The sequence below is a fragment of the Planococcus plakortidis genome (assembly GCF_001687605.2).
Lineage (GTDB): Bacteria > Bacillota > Bacilli > Bacillales_A > Planococcaceae > Planococcus > Planococcus plakortidis.
Genome location: NZ_CP016539.2, coordinates 1,625,893 through 1,640,678, shown reverse-complemented (window position 1 = coordinate 1,640,678; position 14,786 = coordinate 1,625,893). Strand labels below are relative to the sequence as shown.

Genomic DNA, 14,786 nt, shown 5'->3' with positions numbered 1-14,786 from the left:
TTTTCTGCCGTCTATCCACTTTGAATATCGCCTGTATTGACGACGCCTTTAGGTTCAATTAGCAAGATGCTCGCATGCGACTCGGCAAATGGCTTGTGCTCCGTATTTTTTTGAACGACAAACATTTCGCCTTCTAACACAATCTGCATGGACCGTTTTAAATCCCGGACCGGTTAATGCGCTTCGTAAAGGCCCTTAATCATTGATTTGCCTCCTGTCTCTTTATTATCGTTTCTATCTTTCTCAAGCTTTGTCCAATGTGCAATTGCCCATGGAGGCTTTGCACAGACGAGCGAAGTCGTTTTGTAAATATTGATCTTTATTCAATAGTTGAACCCATTTTTTTGTTCGCCACCGCTTCTTTTAATACTAACAACGCTATTTCATGGTCATTCATCACATATGGAACTTCTTCCGGCTCTACCCAAATGCGCGCGGTGGTCTCGTGTTGACGCAAAAACGGAAAACATTTCGTAATATCCACTCGGTAGAAAAGTTGATATCCGATTTTTGGGTATTTACCATTTTCCATAAATCTCTCGTTTTCCGAATGGTCCACTTTAATTGCACCGATATAAGCGAGATCTCCCTCTATGTATGCTTCTTCGTATATTTCCCGGCGCAATGCCTGTTCAGGAATCTCCCCTTTTTCTATGTGGCCGCCGGGAACATTAAACCCTCGCCCATTTACTTGAACAAGCACAAGTTTTCCATCGAAAAAGCAGTAGCCGTGAACACTTGTCACGAGGTCGCTTGCTTTGAGCTGTTCATAGGGCTGCCAGGTCAGGCTTATAATCTGTCCGTCCCAATCTACAAAAGTTTGATTTTCCATGCGACACCTCTATTTCCTTTTGATTGCATTATCGGAAGGTGAGTTTATTCTTGCATATTAAGACAAGCTATTCTGCAACACAAGTTCACTACTGCAGCATCTCTTTCAATATCCGCAAATTGGCTTCATAGAACGTAAAATTCTTCTTTAGGCCCCGCCTTTGGCTCCAGCCGATGCTGTTAAAAGCATCAATGAAACGATAAAAAGGCAAGACGGCTCGCAAATCGATCATCGGCCGGATGCTATTATAGCCCTCCTCATAAGAGTCGAGCAAGACAGGGTCTGCTTTTAAAAAATCACGGTGAATTTTAGTGAAATCAATTTCTGTCGACCCGAAGCGCACACTTTCAAAATCGATCATGCCGGAAACCTGGCCTTCATCTACAATGATATTAGCTGGGCGGAAATCCATATGGACGAAACTCGGCCCGTCCGGTTCTGGAAGCTCGCCTTTCATCTCCTCAAACTTGCGCAAGCTGGCCATATACAAATCTTCATCCAATACTTCTTTTACATCTTCCGCAAAGCTATAAAACTGTTTCGCGATAAATTCATGCCAATTGGGGAATTCGTTTTGTATAGCGCCGAGTGCTGTCTTGTTAGAAGGTGTGATTTGATGCATAGATGCTTGCATGGCGCCGATTTGATACGCAATTTCCGGAGAAGCTGTTGCGGACAAAGGCTTCCCTTTTAGTTCGGACAGCAGAAAAGCCCGCGGACATTTATCGTCACCCGCCCAATGATCGAGCAGCTGTGGAATCGGGACATGCCCAGCGAGGATTTTATAAGCAGACAGCTCGCGCTCGTATTTTACGCGGGTATACGGGATTTTCACGAAGACGGATTCGCCATTTTGCAGGGTGCATTTGTAAACCATTGAACTGAAAGAATCTTCGACTTCGTTAATGGAAATTGCTTGCAGCTTGAATTGTTTTAACACCTGATTCAGCATAGGCCGCTCACCTCAGTTCTTAGTCATGTCTTGACTTCCTTTTGTCCAGATAGCTAACAGAATGGATAGCGATTTCTAAAAACATTAAGTATTTATTGACCATTTTGCCGACAGCTTGTGGGCCGAATAATAAAACGAGTTTCATACTGACTCTTAATGTGTATGCCAGCAATCTATCCAGCCCAGCATTGACCTGCACTTATAAATATTAGTATATCAAAAGTTCTTTAACATTCATGTTGTTTTCAGAACCTTCCCGCAAAAGCTCCCTCGCCCATATAACAAATTAATCGGCAAATCAGAAAAACCCGAAGCCATTAGCTTCGGGTTTTGTCGTTATTTCATATGCTTGCGCTGGAAATCGGAAATGCTTTCGTATTCCTCTTTCAGTAAACGCGACAAACGGATATAGATCGGAAGCAGTTCACGGTAAATATTGCTCGCTTCCGTTTCTGGATGATGCGTATGGGTGCTGCCGATCATGTCAGAGACAATGCTGAAATCCTCAATCTCGCCCGTGGCATACATGCCGAGGACCACGGCGCCGAGACAGGAACTTTCAAAGCTTTCCGGGATGATGACCGGCTTGTCGAAGACGTCTGCTAATAGCTGGCGCCACAACTCTGAGCGGGCAAAACCGCCAGACGCTTGGATGCGTGCCGGCTCTCCCGTCAATTCCTCAACGGCCAATAGCACAGTATACAGATTGAAAACGATGCCTTCTAAAACGGCACGGATCATATGCTGCTTCTGGTGATGGATGCTGAGGCCAAAGAATGAACCTCTCGCGTTGGCATCCCAGAGCGGTGCCCGTTCCCCTGTCAAATAAGGATGGAACAGCAGCCCGTCAGCTCCCGGTTTTACGGTTGCTGCGATTTTCGTCAACACGTCGTACGTATCGATCCCGAGGCGTTTCGCCGTTTCCACTTCAGATGATGCGAATTCATCGCGCAGCCAGCGCAAAATGATGCCGCCGTTATTGACCGGCCCGCCAATGACCCAATGATTTTCCGTCAATACATAACAGAAGGTCCGCTCTTTTGGGTCGGTTTTCGGCACCGGCGATACCGTGCGGATGGCACCGCTCGTCCCGATGGTCACGGCAATGACGCCGGGATCGATGGCATCGACGCCGAGATTGGCCAATACGCCGTCGCTTGCCCCGATGATAAACGGAACGTCTTCCCGGATGCCCATGAACGCAGCGAATTCCGGGGCGACTCCTGTAAACTGCTCGGTCGTCGGCACAAGGCGCGGCAATTTCTCTTTCGTTACACAAGACACATCCAGTGCGCCTTGGTCCCAGTCGAGCTGTTCTAAATTAAACAAGCCGGTAGCGGAGGCGATGGAATGGTCTTCGACATATTCCCCAAAGAACTTATGGAAAATATAGCTCTTGATGCTGATGAACTTCGCGGTAGCTTGGCAGATTTCCGGTTTTTCATCCTGCAGCCACAACAGTTTCGACAGTGGCGACATCGCATGTATCGGCGTGCCGGTGCGCAAATAGATGTCATGGCCGTTCAAGTTTTCTTTGATGTGCTTCGCATGCTTCGAGCTTCTTGTATCTGCCCAAGTGATGCTGTTGGTCAACAGGTCCCCTTCGGCGTCCACCGCAATCAGGCTGTGCATTGCCGAACTGAACGACACGAGCTTTAATGACTCTTTGCTGATGTCGCTTTTTCTCAAGGTTTCCCGGACAGCTGTCAAAACAGCGCGGAAAATTTCTTCCGGATCCTGTTCTGCGGTCAATTGGTTCGGTGTGTGCAAGGGATAAAACACGGTATGGCTATCTTTAATTTCTCCCGCTTTATTGAATAGGACAGCTTTTGTGGAAGTGGTCCCTATGTCGACACCTAAATAATAGGATTGTTCAGGCATGTTCTTCTTCCTTCCTTATAGCAGAAAAAGAAAAAGGAAAGATTCCTTTTTCTTTTTCTGTACTCATGTGATAAAGAAACTTAAAACCAATACTACCACGAATCCGGTGAGGCCGATGATGGTTTCCATCACGGTCCAGGATTTCAATGTGTCCTTGACGCTCATTCCGAAATAGCGGTTAACAAGCCAAAAGCCGGAATCGTTTACGTGGGATAAGACCGTCGCGCCGGCAGCGATGGAAATAACGATCAAGCCAAGTGCCGGGCCAGTCGTTCCGGTAATTTCCAGAAGCGGTGCGATCAATCCGGCAGCCGTTACCATGGAAACGGTAGCGGAACCTTGTGCGACACGGACCGCGGAAGCGATCAAGAATGCCAAAACGATCGGCGGAAGCGCAGAATCGCCCATCATCTGGCCGAGCACATCACCGACACCTGAGTCGATGAGCACTTGTTTGAACACGCCGCCAGCACCTGTGACGAGGATGATGATCCCTGCAGGTTCAAGCGCTTTCGTGGCAATGTCCTGTACTTCCTGGCGTGAATAGCCGCGGCGTGTGCCGAGGAAGAAAAACGTCAGGATCGTAGCGATCGTCAAAGCGACGAACGGATGGCCAAGGAATGTCAAAGTCTCGCGGATCTGGTTTCCTTCATCTAACACAACAGCTGACAAGGTGTTGAACAGGATCAACACAAGCGGAATCAAGATCAAGGAAATGATCATGCCGAAGCTTGGCAACTCCTTATCGTATTCCTGTTCTTTGATGTCCATGTAATCTGGAATTGTCAAATGAATGCGCTTTCCTATGTAGCGTCCAAAAACAGGCCCCGCGAGAATCATCGAAGGAATCCCCGCGAGTACCCCGAACAGGATTACCCAGCCAAGTTCCGCCCCAACCAGTTCCGCAACCGCAATCGGCCCCGGAGTCGGCGGGATGAAGCTATGGGTGACTGCAAGACCCGCCAATAGCGGAATCCCGTAATGCAAAAGCGATTTGCCGGTCTTTTTCGCCAAGCTATAGACAATCGGCACTAAGATGATGAAGCCAACATCGAAAAATACAGGAATGGCCACGATGAAACCAGTTACGCCAAGAGCCCACGGTGCTTTTTCTTCACCAAATTTCGCGATCAATGTAGCCGCCAATCGTTCAGCGCCGCCGGAAACTTCCAGCATTTTCCCGAACATGGCGCCAAGGCCGACGACGACAGCGACAAAGCCGAGCGTTCCGCCCATGCCGTTTTGAATCGATTGAATGACATCCCCAAGCGGCATGCCTGCCGCGATGCCGAGCAGTAAACTTACCAATAATAACGCGACGAACGCGTGCAATTTCGTACGCATGACCAAGAACAGCAGTACGAAAATGCTTGCGACCGCGATGATAATCAATATTGAACCATCCATGTGTTTTCCCCCTCTTCAGATAAGCAATACTTTATTTCTTGACGACTGCGTGCCCGCCGAATTCGTTGCGCAGTGCCGCAACCACTTTCCCAGTAAACGTATCGTCTTCAAGTGAGCGGTAGCGCATCATCAGCGACATCGTGATGACCGGTGCCGGCACATTCAGATCGAGTGCCGTTTCCACTGTCCATTTCCCTTCACCCGATGAGTTCATGACCCCTTTGATGCCATCAAGTTTTTCGTCTTTCGAGAACGCATTTTGCGTCAAGCCCATCAAATAAGAACTAATGATTGAGCCGTTATTCCACACGCCGGCAACTTTTTCGTAGTCGTAATCGAAATCACTTTTGTGAAGAATGTCAAATCCTTCCGCAATCGATTGCATCATGCCGTACTCGATGCCGTTGTGGATCATTTTCATAAAATGACCGCTGCCTGGTTTGCCAGCGTATAGATAGCCGCCTTCGACTGAGATGTCGCGGAAGAGCGGTTCGATATCGTTGAACTTCTCTTCGTCTCCGCCAATCATTGCGCAAATCCCGTGGCGTGCGCCTTCTGTTCCTCCGCTTGTGCCGCAGTCGAAGAAATAAATTCCGCTAGCTTTCAATTCCTCAGCGCGGCGCACCGATTCCTTGTAGTTCGAGTTGCCTCCGTCGATGATCGTATCGCCTTTGTCCAACAGCGGTACCAATTGAGCGATGACCGATTCCGTAATTTCCCCGGCCGGCACCATCAACCATACCGTGCGGGGCGCCTGCAGGTTCTGCACCAATTCTTCGAGCGATCCAGCCACTTTGAAATCGCTTACTTCCAAGGCGTTTGCATCATGCCCGACCACTGTGTGGCCATGATCTGTTAAATTGAGTGCGAGGTTCTTGCCCATCTTGCCCAAGCCAATAATTCCAATTTCCATTCGAAAACCTCCTGTAGAATAAAAGAATTTTTTTCTTTATTGAAATAAGTATATCAAATATTTTTCCATACACAAGCATGTTATGATAGAAATATGAAAAACGATAAGCAACAGAAAGAGGCGTGGCACAATGAAACAACAACAATTCGCATTGGCAGCCATACGTGGCAATTACCGGAATTTCAGTGAAAAGGAAAAGAAAATCGCGGATTACATCTTGAATGACCCCCGTAACATCATCCATTTGACAATCAACCAGATTGCCGAAGAACTCGGGCTCGCAGAATCGACTGTCTTCCGCTTCTGCCAGCGCCTCGGCTTCAAAGGCTTCCAGTCGTTCAAAATCGCCTTGGCTGCGGAAGTCGTGGCGCCATTGAAAGATATCCACGAACAAATCGAAGAAGGCGATGAAGTCAAAACTGTGGCGGAAAAAGTATTCCGCTCCAACATCAAGACACTCGAAGATACCTTGCAGATCATTGACGAAGAAGCCTTGAAACAAGCAGTCGCCGCAGTGTTGTCCGCACGTAAGATCGAGTTTTTCGGAAACGGCGGATCTGCCATGATTGCCATGGACGGCTATCATAAATTCGTCCGGCTCGGCCTGCATGTGGCGATGAACATGGACGCCCACCTGCAGCTCATGTCTGCATCTCAGCTCACTAAAGGCGACGTGGCCATCGTCATCTCCCACTCCGGCAGCACGCGCGACGTCCTCGAAGTGCTTCACGTTTTGAAGGAAAAAGAAGTGACAATCGTCTGTGTGACCAATTTCGCGAAATCCCCTTTATCCAAAGAAGCGGATATTGTCCTGTACACGTTGTCGGAAGAAACGGATTTCCGTTCGGAAGCCCTCGCTTCCCGCATCGCGCAGCTCAGCTTGATCGATGCGCTCTACACGAACGTCATGATCGCCTGCGGAGACGAAGGCAAGACGGCACTCCGCCATATGCGGGAAGCCATGTCACAGAAGCGCTTATAGGTCCTGAAAAATTTTAGGTAAATAAAAAAGCTGGAACCTAAAATAGTTCCAGCTTTTTGTATGCTATTTAATATCTAGCTATCATAACTTATAAGATCGGGCTCAATAGGCGGGCAAAACCTTCGCGCAGCTTGATGGTCCAGTCACGCTGTGCGTAAAGTTCTTTCGTCAACTTGCGGCAATCGGCTGTATCCGACTCGAACAAGGACTCCAGTTCCAGCGCAATCCGGCGATTGAACACGAGTGTATTGATTTCGAAATTCAACCGGAAACTGCGGGCGTCCAAGTTGGTGGTCCCGACAGTTGAGATCTCCCCATCTACGGTCAAGGTTTTGGCATGGAGAAAGCCTCGGTCATATAGATAGACATCCGCCCCATACTCGAGCAGTTCACCGAGAAACGACCAAGATCCCCACATGACGAAGGGATGGTCTGGTTTCCCGGGTATCATGATATTCATTTTGACACCGCTCAGCAAGGCCATTTTGCATGCATCCATGAAGCTTTTATCCGGTATGAAATACGGCGTCTGGATGAAGATTTCACGTCTTGCCGAAGAAATCATTTTAATCAGCATATTTTTCAGGTGCTCCGTCTCGGAGTTCGGGCCGCTCGTGACAATTTGCATGGGCGCGAAAGTCTTCACGTGGTGAACAGGAAAGCAGAAAATATCTTCCCGATTTTGATATTGATTGGCGTAGTTCCAATCCAGTACAAAACGGTCCTGCAGGTGATGGACGACATCCCCTTCAATCCGAAGGTGGACATCGCGCCAATAGCCGAATTTCTTCACTTCTCCTAAATATTCCGTCCCGACATTGAAACCGCCGATATAGCCGATTTTCCCGTCTATGATGCACACTTTCCGGTGATTGCGGTTGTTGATGCGAAAATTGATGAAGCCCAATTTGGACGGAAAGAAAATCTCCACTTCGCCCCCGTGCTCGATCAATTCATTGAAGTCCGACTGCCTCAAACTTTTCGACCCCACTGCATCATACAGAAGCCGAACCTTGACCCCTGCTTTGGCCCGCTCAAGCAAAGCATCAAATAATCTTCGGCCGAGCGCATCCCGTTGGATGATGTAGTATTGCACATTGACTTCCTCCTGCGCATTGCCGATATCTTCGATCATCGTATCAAATTTTTGGTTTCCTTCAGAAAAGATTCGCGTGTCATTATAAAAGCTGACAAGCGACTTGGAGGATTGCAAATTCATGACAAGCAATTGTTCGTATTTGTTCAAGAGTTCTTCATCATACTCCTCTTCCCCATCACGAATCCGTCGGACTTGAGCATCGACTTGCCGGGAGTAATAGGATTGTTCATCTTCGCTTAAATTGTAGAAGTTCTTATTGGTCAAATGCCTGCCGAAAAACAAGTAAACGATAAATCCAATGATGGGCAAAAAGAACAAAATCAATAGCCATGCCCAAGTGGCCCCCGCATCCCTTCGTTCATTGAAGATGATCACAAACGCAAGCACAAGGTTCAATAAGATCAATGCGTTCAATGTCCAGCTCAGTGCGACTACCCAATCCATCCCCGCCACCCCTTTCGCTATGTCCTTTCTATTCGCTAGATACGTAAATAGTCCTCTATTGAACCCAAAAAAGCTGCCAAGCACGGAAGCTTTCCCGTCTAGACAGCTGATTCAACTTTTTTCATTCGGCACTTTCTTGAAAAGCGCCCGGAATATCCCGTACTGAACTGCAAACAAGGCAAGGGCCGCCAAACATAGATTGACATAATACCAGATGCCTTCCCCGAAAAAATCCAGCGACGAAACGGTTGAAGGCCGCTGCGACAAGTAGAGGTAATTCGACCCCATCTGTGGATTGACCCCAAACCCGATGCATGCTGCATAAAGGAGCAACAGGCCATAAACTGAGAACACCGAACGCCAAGTGAGTGCACTTGGCTTAGCCAAAGCTAAAAACAAACAGGCCCAGGCGATGGCCGTATGGTGGACAAAAAACTTCCAGAACCGGTAATGTTGGTAATCGTATGGCATATCGGGCGTCACCAAGGCAAGAGCCGCCGGGACGATGCCGATGAAAAACGACACGCGGATCCAAAATGGATGTAAAGTCACTAAGCCGAGCATGGCAGTGATAGAAGCCACACCGCATAGGTGGAGTGGCATATAGCGGTTGAAACTCCAATAATCGTGGCTGATGGCCCAATATTGATATGACACTTCAGAGATTAGCAACGCAGCAAATAATAGCCAGCGCAATTGTTGGAATAAAGCGTCTTTGGTGGATAGGTTGTCTTTCAGGAGAACCAAGCAAAGAAAGCCTAAGAAGGCGATTCCCAATACAGCCAAATGACTAACGGAAAAAAGTTCGAACGGATAATCGGATCTCGGGCCAAACCACGTGTCCATCGCTGCCCCTCCCTCTGGCTCTTGCTATGATCCCATTGTTTCTTCCATTGTCCTTTTCTTCAATACTTTGTATATGTCCTTCTTATATTGAAGAAACTCTTCGCTTAAAGTGAGTGCTTCTGCCCTCGGCCGTTCGAATTCCACCTTGAATTCGGTGACGACTTGTGCCGGTTTTTCCGACAGCACGAGGATGCGGTCTGCGAGAAACAAAGCTTCATCAATATTATGGGTGACGAAAAGAATCGATCGTTTATCGTGCTGCCAGATATCCAGCAGCCATTTTTGCATCTCCGAACGGGTGAATTCGTCCAGCGCGGAAAACGGTTCGTCTAGCAAGATAAGCGGCTGTGGGCTCAAGAGGCTCCGGATAAAGGCGGCGCGCTGCTTCATGCCGCCCGACAATTGATGCGGATAGGATTGTTCGTATCCCGAAAGTCCTGCTTTTCCCATCATTTGAATGGCTGCTTGACGATCTTTATGCCCGGCGATTTCAGCTCCTAACAAAACATTGTCCAGTACGGTGCGCCAAGGCAATAGGGATGGGCTTTGCGGCATATAGCTGACAGATCCTTTTTGGCCGTTGATGTTCTCGCCGTCCAACAAGATCGCTCCTGCATCCGGTTCATAGAGCCCGCCAATCAAATGGAACAAGGTGCTTTTGCCGCTGCCGGAAGGGCCGAGCACGGCAACAAATTCATCTTCTGCTATATTCAATGATAACTCCTTCAGCACTTCGGTCCCGTCAAAGATTTTCGTCAATTGTTCAATCGCCAATTCAGCCATTCGAATTTCCTCCTCCGCTCGTTTTCCAGCGGATGACCCGCTTTTCGAGTAACACGATCGCCGCAAAAAATAGCATGCTCAAACACATGATCAACAGGATCGCGACAAATACTTGCGTCGTCTTGAACGAAGAAGAAGCGAGCGTCATATAGACGCCGATGCCTTCCTGCGCCCCGAGCCATTCAGAAATGACAGCGCCCATGACGCTATAGGTCGCCGCAATTTTCAAGCCTGAAAAGATCGACGGCATCGCATGCGGCCATTCGAGCTTCCAAAAAATCTGGCGTCTGTTAGCTCCGGCCATTTTCATATAATGCAGCAACTCGCCGCTCGTCTGCCTGAACCCATCAAGTGCCGCGATGGTGATCGGGAAAAAGCATACGAGAATGATAATGATTAGTTTCGGCAATAAGCCAAAGCCGAACCAAATGACCAACAGCGGCGCCAAAACGATAATCGGGATATTTTGCGATAAAATCAGCAAAGGATAAAAGGTCTCCCGCAGTTTCGGCACGAGATGGAGGAGCATCGCGACGCCGAGCCCGATCGACGATCCGATGAAAAAGCCGAGAATCGATAACCGGATCGTCGAAAACAAATGACCGCTGTAATTCGGCCAACTGTTTACCGCTTCCAGCCCGATTTGATAAGGGGTCGGAAGTAGCCAGTCCGGCACTTCAAACAGCGGCACCAGCACTTGCCAGATGATCAATAAAAGGATGAGGACCAGAACCGGTCTCCATCCTTTTCGCACAATCATCACGGCCGGTATTTCTCCGTCAATTTATCCATCGATGCGCCGCTCGGCTGATACAGCACTTTGATTTGGGAGATGACGTTCGGGCTGCCGTTTTCGATCATCGCCTCGTTCATTTCTTCGACGATTGAAAATAACTGCGCCAGATCACCTTCCATCGTCGTCTCCAATGGATTGACTTGGTACGGGACGCCTGACTTTTCAATGACGGCGATCGCTTTGTCCACATACGGGATGACGTTTTCCCCGTTTTTCGTTTTCGGGATGATTTGAATACTTAAGAGTGCATTGGCCATCAGTTTTCCCCCTCCGGTAAAAATTCGTTGGTATACGCCTCTTCAACGTCCAGTTCCTCATCCAACAAGCCGTTGTCGAACATCCAGGCTGCATAATCCGCCCACACTTGCTCTTGTTGTTCGCCGAATTGCGGCGCATCGTCCTGATATTTCGGCGACAGCCATTCCTGGCTCGCTTTCACCAGTTCCGGGTCCAAATCCGGTACCGACTCGATGAGGATGTCCGCTGCTTGTTCCGGCTCATCGATGGCGAATTCATAGCCTTGCGACACCGCTTTGGTGAATGCACGCACCGTTTCCGGATCTTCTGCAATCATGTCTTCGTTGGTCATCAGGATCGGAGTGTAATAATCCAGTTTGTCCGAGTAATCGGTCAAATACTGCATGTTCAACTCATCGCCGCGTAACTCTGCTTCAATGCCCGTCCAGCCATAATAGATCCACGCAAAATCGATATCGCGCTCGACGGCTGTGAAAAAGTCGCTATTGCCGATATTGACGATGTCGACGTTTTCCACATCGGCGTCGTCTTGTTCCATGATGGACCCAAGCACCGCTTTTTCGACCGGCGCGCCCCATCCGCCGTAGGTTTTCCCTTCGTAATCACTTGGCGACTCAATGCCTTTGTCTTTAGGCGATGCAAATCCGGAGGTGTTGTGCTGGATGAGCGCCGCGATTGAAACGATCGGGATGTCCTGCACTCTCGCTTCCGTCAAACTTTCCTGTGCCCCGATGCCGAATTCCGCCTGCTTGGAAGCGACCAATTGATTGGCGCCCGCTTCACCCGGCAAAATGATTTCTACATCGAGCCCTTGCTCTTCAAAATAGCCCTTTTGCTGTGCCACATACAACCCGGTATGATTAGTATTCGGCGTCCAATCCAAGACCATCGTCACTTCTTGTAATCCCTGTTGTTCATTCGCCACATCGCTGCCCGGATTTTCCGCTTCGTCCGTGCATGCCGCCATCAGCAATACCGGCGCGATGGCAATCGTCCATTTTTTCATGTTGTTTCCCCCTCTGAATAGATCCATAAAAAATGATTTCAGGAGCTGAATCAGGGGACATATCCAATTGCGGATACAAAAAAAGCGCCCAAGGTTATGGAAACCTTGGGCGCATATCATCGCAGAATAGACCGATTTGAATATGTTCCCTCCGCTGGTATTAGCCAGTTCAGGTTCCAAGGGTCAATATCTCACGGATATTCTCTCAATCGGCAACACCGATTCCCCCACATGTGTTTTATGAAATTAGCATTTGTCTTTCAAAGACTATCTTGTCACAATTGCCCGAGATGTTCAAGCTCTGTCTAACATCTCGGTTGAACAAACAAGATTTCCTTACATTGGGACAGCTTCACCGCTATAAACTTTGAGTTCCATCGGTGCGCTCATGAACCCAGCCGCTTTTTTAGAAAAAGCCGTAAAATGCTTACTCGCGTTATGTGCTTCGATCGCTTGCGCATCTTCCCATACTTCAACCATCGTGAAATGGCCGTCCTTCTCTACCGATTTCATCAAATCGTATTGAACATTGCCTCGCTCTTGACGCGACGCGTCGATCAGGATTTTACTTTCGTTTAAAAAAGCTTGCTTCTGGTCCGGTTTCACTTGCAAATGTGCGTGGATAATCATCATGTGATTTCGCCATCCTTTAATGTGTATTTTTAATAATCTACGATATTGTCTTGCATGCGCCTCAGCATATCGCTAAGCGCATCCACTTCCTCAGCGGTAAAATCATGGAGCATTTGCTTGATGAAGCCCGTATTTTCTTTGCGGTATTCGACGATGCGCTCGCGGCCTTCATCGGTTAGGCTGACAAAGATTACGCGATTGTCCTCTGGATTTCTGCGCTTTGTGACCATGCCACTCGTTTCTAGTTGTTTCAAGTGGCGCGTCACCGCGGCGCTATCGATATTGACCAATTTTTGCAGCGTCGACTGATTGATTTCGTCCACTTTATAAAGCTGCGACAATAACTCATAACGCGACGCGCTGATACCCGTGCAGCGCTCGAACTTCGGGCTGATTTGATTGGTCAGGCCTTTAAACTGGTGCAGCACTTGTTCCTGCTTTGAAAATGAACACGGCATTAGCAAACCTCCTAAATGATCGATAAAGTCAATTGATGATTACACCTACTATAAATTGACCAGTCAAATATATTACATAAGCCCTCCGTACTTAAAAGGTGGCGGGATCAGCTCCACGTCGTGATTGTGTCGACCGGCAAGCGGTACGACTGGAAGCCTTCGCTCGCGGCTTTACCGATCGTCAAGAGCATAACCGGTACATAACGCTCTTTTTCCAAGCCGAATGTTTCAGCGATTTTCTCCTTATCATAGCCCCCGATTGGGTTGGTGTCGTAGCCGAATGCACGGGCAACGAGCATCAATTGCATGGAGACAAGCCCTGAGTCGAGCATCACGATGTCTTTCATCTGATCAGCGGACATGCCTTCATACATCGGCTTGAAATAATTGAGCTGGAAGTCTTTTACGTCTTCCGGCATGTAGCCGTGTTCGACCGCCTTGCTGTAAATTTCTTCTGCGTATTCATAATTTTTCCGGTCCCCGAACACCGCGATGACTGCGGAAGAACTCATGACTTTATCTAAATTGAATGATGCAAGCGGCGCGAGCTTTTCTTTTCCTTCTGGGCTGTCAATGACGACAAACCTCCATGGCTGCATATTGATGGAAGAAGGCGCTTTCGTTGCCTGCTCCAGGATTTCCGTCATTTCCTCGCGGCTGATTTTCACCGTCGGATTGTAGTGTTTTATGGAACGGCGTCCGTTGACGATTTCATTGAAATCATTGGTTTTCTTATTTTGCAGTGTATGCATGACGAATTGCTCCTTTTTCTCTCTTAATTGTTTTAAAGGATATTAATTGACCCCTCATTAATTGATGCCTCACACAATATAAACCCGCTGCAGGATAAATGCAACTGAAAAGTTTCACAGCATTTCTGTACTATAGAAATCGGCGATTAAAATCATATTTCGGAAAGCTTTTGTTCAAGTTTTTTTACATTCACCACTCAAACTTACGAACATCTCCAGGAAGAACTTTTTCTAAAAAGGCTATTTGTTCTAGGTTTAACTCGTAACCGATTAATTCCATTCCATAATGTTCAGAAGAGAATAGTGTTTCCCCCTGTCTTTCCAGAAATACAGAGAACCACTTCAGCCTGCGATTTGCATCAAGAGAACGCGTAAGAATGAATTCTTTCGCTTTTTCATTTAATTGCCCATTTGCAATAAGCAAATGGCCATCATCATGTTCTACATTCGGCAATTCGTTTATAATATCTTCGAATTTTGCCGTTTCTTCTTTCCAGCACTGGATCTCAAATGAATCTGCATACCCAAAGAAATGCTCGATCATCAGTATCCAAAACGCATAGTCATCTGCGTAAGAAAATGTTTCAGGCGTATCCGCCATGCTTGTAAGTTCATAATGCATATTGCGTTTCATCTTCAGCCCCCATAATTTTGGTCATTGCATTAGATTCTCTTTCTGCCCTAAAATCCCTATCATCTTATTGAATATAGTTTCAACTACGTAAGACTTCCAAATCTTAAAAG

At 47.7% G+C, this 14,786-nt stretch carries 16 protein-coding genes, 1 pseudogene and 1 riboswitch; of the genes and pseudogenes, 1 reads left to right on the top strand and 16 read right to left on the bottom strand.

What is annotated here, in order from left to right; translation table 11 throughout:
* Window positions 1-11 precede the first annotated feature (11 nt).
* The 6 genes and pseudogenes from BBI15_RS16635 to gnd all read right to left on the bottom strand — a co-directional run.
* Window positions 12-134: pseudogene (locus BBI15_RS16635) on the bottom strand (cupin domain-containing protein); the annotation flags it as partial.
* Window positions 135-319: 185 nt separating this feature from the next.
* Complete coding sequence (locus tag BBI15_RS08300) at window positions 320-832, bottom strand: NUDIX domain-containing protein (RefSeq protein ID WP_068869135.1); 513 nt, start codon at window positions 830-832, stop codon at window positions 320-322.
* Window positions 833-920: 88 nt separating this feature from the next.
* Window positions 921-1,784, bottom strand: a complete 864-nt coding sequence (locus BBI15_RS08295; protein WP_068869134.1) for a phosphotransferase family protein — start codon at window positions 1,782-1,784, stop codon at window positions 921-923.
* Window positions 1,785-2,120: 336 nt separating this feature from the next.
* Window positions 2,121-3,665 carry a gluconokinase gene (gntK, locus tag BBI15_RS08290; protein WP_068869133.1) on the bottom strand — a complete coding sequence of 515 codons (1,545 nt, stop codon included), beginning with the start codon at window positions 3,663-3,665 and terminating at the stop codon, window positions 2,121-2,123.
* Between the two features lie 63 nt (window positions 3,666-3,728).
* On the bottom strand, window positions 3,729-5,072 hold the full coding sequence (locus BBI15_RS08285; RefSeq protein ID WP_068869132.1) for a GntT/GntP/DsdX family permease: 1,344 nt from the start codon (window positions 5,070-5,072) through the stop codon (window positions 3,729-3,731).
* 31 nt (window positions 5,073-5,103) lie between these two features.
* Window positions 5,104-5,985, bottom strand: coding sequence for a phosphogluconate dehydrogenase (NAD(+)-dependent, decarboxylating) (gnd, locus tag BBI15_RS08280; RefSeq protein WP_068869131.1), 882 nt, complete (start codon window positions 5,983-5,985; stop codon window positions 5,104-5,106).
* A 130-nt stretch (window positions 5,986-6,115) separates the two neighbouring features.
* Here gnd and BBI15_RS08275 point away from each other — a divergent pair, with 130 nt between their 5' ends.
* Complete coding sequence (locus tag BBI15_RS08275; RefSeq protein WP_068869130.1) at window positions 6,116-6,967, top strand: MurR/RpiR family transcriptional regulator; 852 nt, start codon at window positions 6,116-6,118, stop codon at window positions 6,965-6,967.
* An 88-nt stretch (window positions 6,968-7,055) separates the two neighbouring features.
* Here BBI15_RS08275 and cls read toward each other — a convergent pair whose 3' ends face one another.
* From cls to BBI15_RS08225, 10 genes are all read right to left on the bottom strand, one after another.
* A complete protein-coding gene (cls, locus tag BBI15_RS08270; RefSeq protein ID WP_068869129.1) occupies window positions 7,056-8,510 on the bottom strand; it encodes a cardiolipin synthase in 1,455 nt (484 codons plus the stop codon).
* Window positions 8,511-8,621: 111 nt separating this feature from the next.
* A complete protein-coding gene (locus BBI15_RS08265; protein ID WP_068869128.1) occupies window positions 8,622-9,356 on the bottom strand; it encodes a YwaF family protein in 735 nt (244 codons plus the stop codon).
* Window positions 9,357-9,380: 24 nt separating this feature from the next.
* A complete protein-coding gene (locus tag BBI15_RS08260) occupies window positions 9,381-10,139 on the bottom strand; it encodes an ABC transporter ATP-binding protein (protein WP_068869127.1) in 759 nt (252 codons plus the stop codon).
* A complete protein-coding gene (locus BBI15_RS08255) occupies window positions 10,132-10,899 on the bottom strand; it encodes an ABC transporter permease (protein ID WP_068869126.1) in 768 nt (255 codons plus the stop codon). Before BBI15_RS08255 ends, BBI15_RS08260 begins: the two co-directional genes overlap by 8 nt.
* Window positions 10,899-11,192: a thiamine-binding protein gene (locus tag BBI15_RS08250; protein ID WP_068869125.1), complete on the bottom strand. Its 294-nt coding sequence runs from the start codon at window positions 11,190-11,192 to the stop codon at window positions 10,899-10,901. The genes BBI15_RS08255 and BBI15_RS08250 overlap by 1 nt, the downstream gene beginning before the upstream one ends.
* Window positions 11,192-12,199: an ABC transporter substrate-binding protein gene (locus tag BBI15_RS08245; protein WP_068869124.1), complete on the bottom strand. Its 1,008-nt coding sequence runs from the start codon at window positions 12,197-12,199 to the stop codon at window positions 11,192-11,194. Before BBI15_RS08245 ends, BBI15_RS08250 begins: the two co-directional genes overlap by 1 nt.
* A gap of 129 nt (window positions 12,200-12,328) precedes the next feature.
* Window positions 12,329-12,438, bottom strand: a riboswitch (TPP riboswitch).
* Between the two features lie 97 nt (window positions 12,439-12,535).
* Entirely contained in the window at window positions 12,536-12,832 is a 297-nt protein-coding gene (locus BBI15_RS08240; RefSeq protein WP_068869123.1) for a putative quinol monooxygenase, read from the bottom strand.
* Window positions 12,833-12,861: 29 nt separating this feature from the next.
* Window positions 12,862-13,290 (bottom strand): MarR family winged helix-turn-helix transcriptional regulator, encoded by a 429-nt coding sequence (locus BBI15_RS08235; RefSeq protein ID WP_068869122.1) that lies wholly within the window; start codon window positions 13,288-13,290, stop codon window positions 12,862-12,864.
* Window positions 13,291-13,397: 107 nt separating this feature from the next.
* The gene (locus BBI15_RS08230) at window positions 13,398-14,042 is read right to left on the bottom strand and encodes a nitroreductase family protein (protein WP_068869121.1); all 645 of its coding nucleotides are present in this window, start codon (window positions 14,040-14,042) and stop codon (window positions 13,398-13,400) included.
* Window positions 14,043-14,232: 190 nt separating this feature from the next.
* Window positions 14,233-14,676 carry a hypothetical protein gene (locus BBI15_RS08225; protein ID WP_068869120.1) on the bottom strand — a complete coding sequence of 148 codons (444 nt, stop codon included), beginning with the start codon at window positions 14,674-14,676 and terminating at the stop codon, window positions 14,233-14,235.
* Between the last annotated feature and the right edge of the window lie 110 nt (window positions 14,677-14,786).

Excerpts from the sequence above, each read along its gene's own strand:
- gnd (WP_068869131.1), bottom strand. The coding sequence starts at position 5,985 with ATGGAAATTGGAATTATTGGCTTGGGCAAGATGGGCAAGAACCTCGCA.
- BBI15_RS08250 (WP_068869125.1), bottom strand. The coding sequence starts at position 11,192 with ATGGCCAATGCACTCTTAAGTATTCAAATCATCCCGAAAACGAAAAAC.
- BBI15_RS08230 (WP_068869121.1), bottom strand. The coding sequence starts at position 14,042 with ATGCATACACTGCAAAATAAGAAAACCAATGATTTCAATGAAATCGTC.
- gntK (WP_068869133.1), bottom strand. The coding sequence starts at position 3,665 with ATGCCTGAACAATCCTATTATTTAGGTGTCGACATAGGGACCACTTCC.
- BBI15_RS08295 (WP_068869134.1), bottom strand. The coding sequence starts at position 1,784 with ATGCTGAATCAGGTGTTAAAACAATTCAAGCTGCAAGCAATTTCCATT.
- BBI15_RS08285 (WP_068869132.1), bottom strand. The coding sequence starts at position 5,072 with ATGGATGGTTCAATATTGATTATCATCGCGGTCGCAAGCATTTTCGTA.
- BBI15_RS08235 (WP_068869122.1), bottom strand. The coding sequence starts at position 13,290 with ATGCCGTGTTCATTTTCAAAGCAGGAACAAGTGCTGCACCAGTTTAAA.
- BBI15_RS08240 (WP_068869123.1), bottom strand. The coding sequence starts at position 12,832 with ATGATGATTATCCACGCACATTTGCAAGTGAAACCGGACCAGAAGCAA.
- BBI15_RS08275 (WP_068869130.1), top strand. The coding sequence starts at position 6,116 with ATGAAACAACAACAATTCGCATTGGCAGCCATACGTGGCAATTACCGG.
- BBI15_RS08255 (WP_068869126.1), bottom strand. The coding sequence starts at position 10,899 with ATGATTGTGCGAAAAGGATGGAGACCGGTTCTGGTCCTCATCCTTTTA.
- BBI15_RS08265 (WP_068869128.1), bottom strand. The coding sequence starts at position 9,356 with ATGGACACGTGGTTTGGCCCGAGATCCGATTATCCGTTCGAACTTTTT.
- BBI15_RS08260 (WP_068869127.1), bottom strand. The coding sequence starts at position 10,139 with ATGGCTGAATTGGCGATTGAACAATTGACGAAAATCTTTGACGGGACC.
- cls (WP_068869129.1), bottom strand. The coding sequence starts at position 8,510 with ATGGATTGGGTAGTCGCACTGAGCTGGACATTGAACGCATTGATCTTA.
- BBI15_RS08225 (WP_068869120.1), bottom strand. The coding sequence starts at position 14,676 with ATGAAACGCAATATGCATTATGAACTTACAAGCATGGCGGATACGCCT.
- BBI15_RS08300 (WP_068869135.1), bottom strand. The coding sequence starts at position 832 with ATGGAAAATCAAACTTTTGTAGATTGGGACGGACAGATTATAAGCCTG.
- BBI15_RS08245 (WP_068869124.1), bottom strand. The coding sequence starts at position 12,199 with ATGAAAAAATGGACGATTGCCATCGCGCCGGTATTGCTGATGGCGGCA.